Here is a 9630-nt window from a genome sequence, read left to right on the forward strand (position 1 = left end):
ACTTCCCGCGGTGGGGAGATCATCAAATCTTCATCCGTCAGCGCCTACCCTTCGAGCGCTTCACGTTTCGACCACGCGAACGTCACATCGACTCGACAGCCTCTGCGCTGGCGGACCTTCGTGACTCGCCCCAACGACACCATCCGCTCGAAGGAGACCTCCGCATGAAGCTGCTCCGTTCCACCCTGCTCGCCGCCGTCGCGGCCGCCTCGCTGGCGTCCACCGCCTGCGCGCACGAGGCCTACCACCCGCCGCGCGCCAAGGAGCCGCTGCTGATCGCGCACCGCGGCGCCAGCGGCTACCTGCCGGAGCACACGCTGGCCGCCTACTGGCTGGCCATCGAGCAGGGCGCGGATTACGTCGAGCCCGACCTCGTGCTGACCAAGGACGGCGTGCTGGTGGCGCGCCACGAGAACGCGATCGCGATCCTGAATCCGGACGGCTCGGTGCGCGAAGCGACGACCGATGTGGCCGATCGGCCTGAATTCGCCTCGCGCAAGACGACCAAGAGCATCGACGGCGTGGCCATCACCGGCTGGTTCACCGAGGACTTCACGCTGGCCGAGCTCAAGACGCTGCGCGCCCGCGAGCGCATCCCGCAGATCCGGCCGGCCAACAGCCGCTTCAACGACATGTTCGAGGTGCCGACCTTCGAGGAAGTGCTGCAGCTGGTGCAGCAGGCCAACGAGCGCCGCCGCGAGGAGGCCAGCCGAGACGGCCGTTGGGGCCACCGCAAGGTCAAGCCGATCGGCGTCTATCCGGAGACCAAGCACCCGAGCTACTTCGCCGGCATCGGCCAGCCGCTGGAGGAGCCGCTGGTGCGCCTGCTCCACAAGTACGGCTACCGCGGCCCGGACGCGGCGGTCTTCATCCAGTCCTTCGAGGTCGGCAACCTGCGCAAGCTCAAGCGCATGACGCGCGTGCCGCTGGTGCAGTTGCTCAGCGCCACGGGCCAGCCCTACGACTTCACGCTCAGCGGCGACAAGCGCAGCTACGCCGACCTGGCCAAGCCGGCCGGCCTGGCCGAGATCTCCAGCTACGCGCAAGGCATCGGCGCCAACACCAACCTGATGATCCCGCTGGTGGCCGGCCGCCTGGGCACGCCGACGACGCTGGTGAAGGACGCGCATGCGGCGGGGCTGATCGTGCACGGCTGGACCTTCCGCGCGGAGAACAGCTTCCTGCCCAACGAGTTCGACAGCAGCGACGACCCGGCCGCGATCGGCAACCTCGCCGGTCAGATCGACGCCTTCCTCAAGCTCGGCATGGACGGCCTGTTCAGCGACCAGTCCTTCCTGGCGCGCAAGGCGATCGACGCGTATGTGAAGCGCTGAGGACGCCGCGGCGGGGGCGGGGCCAGCGGGATGCTGATAGCGGGCGGACTCGCCCGCGATTTGCCGCATCTAGCTGAGCAACCTCCGGCCGGTACGCATCGCCATTTGTCGCTTGGTCAAGTACGAAGTCAAGAGATTGCGAAGTGGGGACTCGTCATTCATGCGCACATAGAACTGCGGTGGATGGAACCCCGGCACGTTGGCCCTGAGTTCAGCCAAGCCCACGTACTTGCGCAGCCGAGTCGGGGCGTCGAGCCGCATTGCCGAAGCCTCACTGCATCCGACAAAGTAGTCCATGAACTCTTTGCGCTCGAGGCCGGAGACCTTTCCGAACTTTCTCCACACGTTGTCAGGCGCGGCCGCATAGCGTTCTCCGGCGACCGCGAATCCAACGACACAGGCCACTGGCTGCTTGACATAGAACCAGACCAAAGTGCCTGGTTCAACGTGCATCGATCGACGACGAAGCTCGACGGTCTTCGTGCCTGCAAGGATGTTGTTGGCGTGTCGCTCCTCGAGCGAGATGAGGACATGCGTCGTCATTGAAATCCCTTCTCCAAAATGCCCTGAACCTGTTGCGCTGACAAGCGCTGGGCCGTCAGCAGCTGTTGCGATGACCCGCAGCCTAAAGACTTCAGGTGTTCCAGGCTCACGGGACAAGGTAGTCGAAGCACATTGTCAAAGACGGTGACGGTCTTCGTGGTAGCAGCTCCGATTTCGGACAGTTGATCCTCGGTCAGGATAGATCCGGAAAGATCCGCTGTCTCGACCTCGCCCTGCCCCCGATGGAAGGCCCGCAGAACACGGCCGACCGCGATCACCGACCGCGTGCCCTTGTCCTTGCTCGATTCATAGAAAAACATCAGGTCGCCGCGGTGGAAATTCTTCAACGTCTTCGGGCCGCTGACATAGAGGCGTTGCGGGCGCAGCTGCGCCTTGTTCACAGGCAACCAGGACGTCTGCGGGGATTGCGCGATCAAGGGCTCCTCGAAGCGCCGCTGTATCGGCACCATGACGCCATTGCGCCCCTGAAGGCAAAGTAGTGCCGGCGCCAGAAGTGCTTCAAGCTGGAAGATGGAAACATGCATCCGCTGCCCGTCTCGTCGAAGTAGCGGTAGCTGTTGATCCACGTGACGGTACTCGGGCGGATTCTCCGGAAGCTGCATGGCCACAGCGGAAAGCAAGGCCTGCCGAGTGGTCCCCCATGTCGAAGCCCGCACGTGCTGCTTCAAGGAAACCTTCATCAGTTCAGTCGGAGCGCTCGGCGACGCCGTGTAACCGAACGATGCTGCGGCTTCCCGCAACGTGGCCTGTTGATCCGGGCAACTGAGATGGATGTTGCCCACGCCGCCTATCGGCACACTCTCGTGGAGGCGAAGAAGAAAGGCATGAGCGGCGGCTTCGGCTCCGGCCAAGTCTTCACGTACGGCCACATAGGCTCGAACGTTGGAACGCTGCGGGCTGGCTGGCAAGGCCATGTACCCAATGACTGCCCCTTCGCACCGAGCGACGAGGCGCACGCATGCCGTGCTCTTGTCCTCTGCCGCGGCCCACTGCGAAAGTTGCTCCACGACCCCGATTCCCAGGCAGGTCAGCAACGCCTGGATGGCCTGAGCGTCGTCATGTTGTGCGCGCTCGATCGTGATCGTGTCGTCGTTGGAGGCCGCATGGACGACCGGCTGCTCGTGTTCATCCAACGGTGCTTGGAAGCGCACAGGGGATAGGACATCCAGCCCGTACTCCTTTCGCAGCGACGGCGCGGCCGCCAGGACGGTCTCGTCGTTGGTAATCAGGCCTGGAAGGCCGTTATGGATGGCTGTCGCGAGGTGCTTCAAGTCGGAAAGATCATTGGCACTCAGCGTACCGGCGCGAGATCGAGCGGGAAACACGATCTCTCCCAGTCCGGGAAGCAGGCGTGCGAGCACATCCGCATCCGGGACCGGAAAGCGGGACAGCATCCCAGCGAATGCGAGCATGGGATCGGTTTTGGTATCGCGCGCTGTCCGCGTCAGTTCGACTTCGATTTCGGAGCTGATTGCCAGCGCACAAGTCTGCATCCGCTCGGCCCGAAAGACGTCCAGGGCAGACAGGTGGCGTTCTCGCCTCGGTCCCAGGTCGAAAAGTACGTTCAGATCCAGCAGATACAGCGGCCTCGTCCGCTGCTCGCCAAAGTCGAGTCCAAGAGGATCTGCCGCGCTGATGCCGCTGCCACAGAAAAGCTGGGCCGTTTTCAACTCATGCGCTCGCACGACGATGGTCCGGTTGCGGCTCTTTCCGCCTTGAGTAAGGCGCTGCGTATAGAAGCCTTGCGAGTTCCAGAATCCGTTGGCTTGAGTGAGATCCTCGGCGACGCGCGCGAAGATCGAGATGAAGCCCAGGTCCGTCAGGTGCGCCTTCAAAGCGTCCAGCAACGCGGAGCCGAGCTGATGCCCTCGAAACCGCTTGGCGACATGGATCTGAAGTACATGCGCCTTCGGGAACTTCACATCGAACAGCAGGTGCCCTGCGTATATCTCCTCGCCTCCCTGGACATCGACCAGTACCAGCAACTGTTCCTTGCGACTGAACTCCGCGTACACCGACTCCGCGAAAAAGCCGAGTGCCAGACGGTCCGCGTCCGCAGCATCAACCACGGCGGGCAGGTGCGCTTTCACCCGGGACGCCGACATCAACGTCTGCATTCGATTGATCTCCATCCCTGGCTCCCTGCTGATTCGGTTTCACCGATGCTAGCCATCGCTGGACGAGCTTCAGCCCACGGGTGTTGCCCCAGCCACACACGAAGGCGAATCCAACCGGCCTTCTCCACTTCGCTAGACTCCCTCCATTCCACTGGAGCCGTCCCGCATGTCCGCCCCCGCGCCCCTGCTGCTGCCCCCGCCCGAATTGAAGGGCGTCGACGAGGTCGTCACCGACCCCTTGCGATTCAAGGCCAAGCTCGCCATCGGCGAGGCGGCCTATGCCTCGCTGCGCATGATCAATCGCGGCCGCGAGGTGTGGGACGTCCTCGGCGCCGCCGGCGCGGGCGCGGCGGTCGCCAAGACCGGCATGGTCGCGTCGCTGCTGGGCGCCTCGGCCACGCCGATCGGCTGGGTGGCCTTCGCGGCGCTCGCTTCGGGCGGCGCCTGCTACGGCATGTACCGCCTGCTGAGCTCGACCAAGGGCGACCGCGTCATCGAGATCCCCAAGTACCTCAACACGCCGCTGGACACGCTGGGCCTGGCGCTGTTCGACCTGATCGCGCCGCTGTCGCTGCGGCTGGCGGCTGTCGACGGCGCCATCGAGGCCGCCGAGCGCCAATACCTCGTCGACCACCTGATCGACGACTGGGGCTTGAACCGCGCCTTCGTCGAGCAGTCCGTCGCCGCCGTCGAGGCGCGGCTGGGCGGCAGCGACCTGGCCGCGATGGCGGCCGAGGGCGCCGAATTCCTGCACCTGAATCCCGACTGCAACCATGCCGCCATCGCCAAGGACCTGGGCGTCTTCATGCGCGGCATGCTCGAAGCCGGCGGGCCGCTGACGACGGCCGAGGCCGAGGCGCTCGACACCGTCGTGCGGCTGCTCGCCACCGCGCCGCCGGGCGAGCTCTCCAAGCGCTGGAACCAGACCATGGGCCTGGCCGGCGGCGCGGCGGGCCAGGTGCGCACCGTGCTGGTCGACGCCGCCGACTGGACCCAGCAGCGCCTGCCCAGCGCCGACCAGGTGCGCGCGACGACGGCCACCGCCGCGACGACCGCCTGGGACGCCGCGCGCAAGGCCGCGGACTGGACGCAGCAGCAGCTGCCGACCATCGACCAGGTGCGCGCGCAGGCCGGCGACGCCGCCACGCAGGCGGCCGACGCGGCGCGCAAGGCCGCCCAGTGGACGCAGGAACGGCTGCCCAGCGCCGAGCAGGTCCGCAGCACCACCGCCGAGGCCGCCAACCAGGCCATGGGCGTCGCAAAGAAGGGCTTCGCCTGGGCCAAGGACCTGACGACGCGCGCGCCCGAGGCCCCCGGCGCCGATCAACTGCCGCGCGGCGACGTGCCGCCGGCCAAGCGTTAGGCGACGACGACGGCGACCGCGGCGCTGCGCTGCGCCGCGGGACGATCGTCAGTCGAGGTCGGACAGCTCGCGGCGCCGGATCAGCGTCAGCCCGATCAGCCGCGACACGACCGCCGCCAGGTACATGACGCCGACGAACATCTCGACCGTCGTGACCGCGCGCGCGAGCGGCTTGACCGGGATCACGTCGCCGATGCCGGTGCTGGACAGCAGCGCGAAGCTCAGGAACATCAGCTCGGTCCAGGTGCGCGGCGACTGCGGATCCACCGCCGCCGAGAAGCTGCCCGGATACAGCGCCTGCACCACGACGAACAGGTGGGCGAAGCCCCAGGCCAGCAGCGTGAAGGTGGCACCGGCGGCGAAGAGCTCGTCGGTGGTCGCATGCCAGTCGCTCATCATGTAGGCGATCAGGCTGGCCGCGGCATAGAAGTAGAACAGCGCCTCCAGCGCGGCGGACCACGGCAGCAGCTGGTCCATGCCCCAGAACGCCTGCAGCAGCAACAGCGCGATCGCCGGCAGCGCGATGGTCACGCTCAGCCAGGTCAGCCCCGGCGTGCTGCGCACCATGCGCGTCGTGAAGACCAGCACCACGATGCCGAAGGCGCTGAGCGCCAGCGGCGCGGCGCGGCTGGACTCGATCAGCGGATACAGCAGCAGCCCCAACAGCTGCACCAGCAACAGGATCGCGGACGGATGGCGCCGCGTCAGGACGAGGACTCGAAGGACACGCATCGACGCATTCTCCACGGGCGCGTGCCGCGAGCCGGGCCTCGGGCCGGCGTCGTCGCCAGAATGCGGTGCCGTCCTACTTGCGCCGCCGCCGGCTTGAGGTCCAATGAGCCACCCCGGCGGGATGGGCGCGAAGCGACGCGGCCGCCGGTCAATCCCTATCGCAAGGACTGGAGGACGTCATGGGTGGCATTCGTTGGGTGGGCGTGATCCTGATCGCGGCGGGCGTGCTCGCGCTGGTCTACGGTGGCTTCTCGTACACGAAGGAGAACACCGCCGCCAAGCTCGGCCCGATCGAGCTCAAGGTCGAGGAGACCAAGCGCGTCAACGTGCCGATGTGGGCCGGCGTGGCCGCCATCGCGCTGGGCGGTGTGGTGCTGCTCGGCGCCGGCCGGAAGTAAGCGGCCCGGGGCTCAGCGCCGGCCGAGGTTCATCAGCGCGGTGCCGGCGATCGCCATCGTGCCGCCGACCAGCAGCGACGCGTCCACGACCTCGCCCAGCCACAGCGCCGAGAACACGACGCCGAACACCGGCACCAGCGTGATATAGCCGGACGCCGCGCCGGCGCCCAGCGCCTTCACGCCGTCGAAGTACCAGGCGTAGGCCAGCGCCGTCGAGCCGACGGTGATGCCCGCCATGCACAGCCACGCGTTGCGCGGCGCGGCCAGCACGCCGGCCAGGCCGGCCGTGCCGTCGACGGCCAGCGTCAGCGCCAGCAGCATCACCGCGCCGATCGCGGCGGTGACGGCGGTGGTGGTCAGCGCGTCGACGCCGGCCATCACCTTGCGGCCGATCAGCGTGTAGGCGACCCAGCAGGCGACGCAGCCCAGCAGCAGCAGTTCGCCGATGCCGACGCGCCCGTCCAGCACATGCCAAGGCTCGCCGCGCGTGATCACGACGGCCGCGCCCACCGCCGCGAGCGCCATGCCCAGGCCGATGCGCTTGTTCAGCCGCTCATGGAAGATCCAGGCCGCCAGCAGCAGCGTGATCACCGGGTTCAGCGTGATCACCAGCGCGCCCTTGCCGGCCGGCACATGCTTGAGGCCGCTCATGAAGAAGGTCGCGTAGCCGAAGACGCCGAAGCTCGCCGCCAGCACCATGCCGGCCCAGCGCGAGGCCGTCCAGCTGCGCAGCGCGGCCAGGCGGCCGGTGCTGGCCAGCCACAGCATCAGGATCGCGCCGGCGATCAGGAAACGGCAGGCGGCCGCGGCCAGCGGCGGCATCGCCTGCGCCAGCACCCGTCCCCAGGGCCAGGACGCGCCCCACAGCACCGCCATGCCGACCAGGCGCAGGTGGGTGGAGAGATGCGAAGGGGCATGGGTCATCGGGGCGGCGCTCATGGGTGGGAACTATCGGCGCTCGGCGTCACGGGCCGGGCGATGCGCGCCCGTGTCGCGAGGGGGTGCCAGAAGGCACGCCGGGGCCCAGGCGGTGAGCGGTGAGCGGTGAGCGGTGAGCGGTGAGCAGTGAGCGCCAAGCGGCCTCAATGCGGATAGGCCATCCGTTTCTCCATCCACTTCTGCACCTGCTCGAAAGCGAAGCTCAGCAGCCAGTAGATCGCCGCGGCCGCCATGTAGAGCGGGAAGGGCTGGAAGGTGGTGGAGATCAACTCCTTGGTGGCCAGCATCAGCTCGGTGACCGCGATCACCGACACCAGCGAGGTGTCCTTGATCAGCGAGATCAGGCTGTTGGACAGGCTGGGCACCGCCGCGCGCAGCGCCTGCGGCCCGATCACGAAACGCAGCGTCTGGTGGCGGCTCAGGCCCAGCGAGGTGCCCGCCAGCCACTGGCCCTGCTCCACCGCGCCGATGGCGCCACGCATCGTCTCGCTCATGTAGGCGGCCACGTTCAGCGTCAGCGTCAGCACGCCGGCGACCAGCGGGGAGAACTCGATGCCGATGCTTGGGAGGCCGTAGTAGACGATGAACACCTGCACCAGCAGCGGCGTGCCGCGCATCGCGCTCACGTAGACCGCCATCAGCGTGTCCAGGACCGGCACGCGCAGCACGCGCACCAGCGTGATCAACCCCGCCAGCGGCAGGCCGAAGATCATCGCCATCACCGCGAATAGGAGCGTGTAGCCGGTGCCCTTCAAGAGCACCGGCCAGGCCATCTCGGCCAGGGAAAGCAAGGACGGGAGATCCATGGAGTTCTTCGGGAGCAGCGCGCCTCGCGGCGGAAGTGGCGATGTTGCCATCTTCTCCTCACCCCCTCTCCGCCTCCGTCGAACTCCCTCTCCCGCTTGCGGGAGAGGGGCGGGGGTGAGGGCCAGCGGCCGTCGCAGGAACCCTCACCCTTGCTCTCCCGCAAGCGGGAGAGCAACTGTGTTCCAAGTCAAGCGCTAATCAGGCTAGCGCGGGCTGTGGATAAGAGGGCTGCCAAGCGGTGCCGGACTTGATGACGGCGTTGATGATGGTGAGCAGCTTGTGCATGCAGGCGGTCAGCGCCACCTTCTTAGGCTTGCCCGCTTGCACCAGTCGTTCGTAGAAGCTCCTGAGGACAGGGTCATAACGCACAGCGCTGAGCGAAGCCATGTACAGCGCCGAACGGACATTGGCCCGTCCACCCCAGGTGGAGCGCCGACCCTTGAATGTGCCGCTGTCGTTGTTCAACGGCGCCACACCCACGAGTTTGGCGATCTCGCGTCGCTTGAGTTGGCCGAGTTCGGGCAGCGCAGCCATCAGCATCGCTTGTGTGCCTGGCCCCACTCCCTTGAGCCCTTTGAGCAACTCCAGCTTGTCCTTGAAGTGCTCCTTCAGGAAGCCGCCCGCATCGTCATCGATCTTTCCGATTTGGTGGTCCAGCATCTTCAGAATGGTGCGAATGCTCTTGCGCTGCGACGCGTGCATGCTCGCCAATCGGTTGTGCTCAGCCACCCGCATGGCCACGAGCTGACTGCGCCGCGTCACCATGGCTAGCAGTGTCTCCTGCGCGTCCGTGGGCAGTTTGTAGAGCAGTCGCTCGCGCCGGTCGCTGGCATGCAGCGTGCGCGCAAACTGCGACAGCATCTTCGCGTCCGTGCGGTCCGTCTTGGCCAGGTAGCCCATCGCTTTGGCGAAGTCATGCGCCTGGCGCGGATTGATCACCATGACGGCCAAACCATGCGCGCACAGCATCGCCGCCGCCGGCTGCTCCAGCCCACCGGTGGCTTCCAGCAGAACGACTCCCACGCGCTCGCGCATCTCAGTGAGCATCGCCAACAGCGACTTCAAACCGGGCTCATCGTTGCTGAAGGTCTGCGTCTTGTCCCTGTCATTCAAGGCCACCTCAAGCGTGGCTTTGGAAACATCGATACCAACAAAAATCAGTTCAGGTGCGCCTGCCATTTCCCATCCTTGCAAATTCGAGGTCCGAGCACGCCAGTGCATGTCGGCCGTCCAGCAACTGTTCGGGCTTGCTCAACAGACGGCCAGTCGTCCACGCCAAATGCTCTCCCACGGGCTAGGTATCCCAGAGGGCAGACGGGCTGTGGACAACTGCCAAAACAAACCTGTGTGTACTCTCAAAACGAAAGATACAAGGG

Annotated in this window: 9 protein-coding genes; 3 read left to right on the forward strand and 6 right to left on the reverse strand. The window is 66.5% G+C overall.

The window, feature by feature from the left end; all coding sequences use genetic code 11:
- Positions 1–164: 164 nt before the first annotated feature.
- Positions 165–1334, forward strand: coding sequence for a glycerophosphodiester phosphodiesterase (locus ACTJKJ_RS19785; RefSeq protein WP_440821474.1), 1170 nt, complete (start codon positions 165–167; stop codon positions 1332–1334).
- 69 nt (positions 1335–1403) lie between these two features.
- Here the strand turns inward: ACTJKJ_RS19785 and ACTJKJ_RS19790 are convergent, their stop codons facing one another.
- Positions 1404–1877: a transcriptional regulator gene (locus tag ACTJKJ_RS19790; RefSeq protein WP_440821475.1), complete on the reverse strand. Its 474-nt coding sequence runs from the start codon at positions 1875–1877 to the stop codon at positions 1404–1406.
- The gene (locus ACTJKJ_RS19795) at positions 1874–4030 is read right to left on the reverse strand and encodes a GNAT family N-acetyltransferase (RefSeq protein ID WP_440821476.1); all 2157 of its coding nucleotides are present in this window, start codon (positions 4028–4030) and stop codon (positions 1874–1876) included. Before ACTJKJ_RS19795 ends, ACTJKJ_RS19790 begins: the two co-directional genes overlap by 4 nt.
- Positions 4031–4181: 151 nt before the next feature.
- Here ACTJKJ_RS19795 and ACTJKJ_RS19800 point away from each other — a divergent pair, with 151 nt between their 5' ends.
- Positions 4182–5378 (forward strand): hypothetical protein, encoded by a 1197-nt coding sequence (locus ACTJKJ_RS19800; protein WP_440821477.1) that lies wholly within the window; start codon positions 4182–4184, stop codon positions 5376–5378.
- Between the two features lie 48 nt (positions 5379–5426).
- Here the strand turns inward: ACTJKJ_RS19800 and ACTJKJ_RS19805 are convergent, their stop codons facing one another.
- Complete coding sequence (locus tag ACTJKJ_RS19805) at positions 5427–6110, reverse strand: ion channel (RefSeq protein WP_440821478.1); 684 nt, start codon at positions 6108–6110, stop codon at positions 5427–5429.
- Between the two features lie 179 nt (positions 6111–6289).
- On the opposite strand from ACTJKJ_RS19805, the gene ACTJKJ_RS19810 reads away from it, so the two are divergent.
- Complete coding sequence (locus tag ACTJKJ_RS19810; protein ID WP_091721456.1) at positions 6290–6508, forward strand: hypothetical protein; 219 nt, start codon at positions 6290–6292, stop codon at positions 6506–6508.
- A 12-nt stretch (positions 6509–6520) separates the two neighbouring features.
- Here ACTJKJ_RS19810 and ACTJKJ_RS19815 read toward each other — a convergent pair whose 3' ends face one another.
- From ACTJKJ_RS19815 to ACTJKJ_RS19825, 3 genes are all read right to left on the reverse strand, one after another.
- Entirely contained in the window at positions 6521–7447 is a 927-nt protein-coding gene (locus ACTJKJ_RS19815; RefSeq protein WP_440821479.1) for a DMT family transporter, read from the reverse strand.
- Positions 7448–7590: 143 nt separating this feature from the next.
- Positions 7591–8253: an amino acid ABC transporter permease gene (locus ACTJKJ_RS19820; RefSeq protein ID WP_091721452.1), complete on the reverse strand. Its 663-nt coding sequence runs from the start codon at positions 8251–8253 to the stop codon at positions 7591–7593.
- Positions 8254–8452: 199 nt separating this feature from the next.
- On the reverse strand, positions 8453–9433 hold the full coding sequence (locus ACTJKJ_RS19825; RefSeq protein ID WP_440819474.1) for an IS110 family transposase: 981 nt from the start codon (positions 9431–9433) through the stop codon (positions 8453–8455).
- Between the last annotated feature and the right edge of the window lie 197 nt (positions 9434–9630).

Origin of the sequence: Roseateles sp. 22389, from assembly GCF_052044995.1 — a bacterium.
Lineage (GTDB): Bacteria > Pseudomonadota > Gammaproteobacteria > Burkholderiales > Burkholderiaceae_C > Roseateles.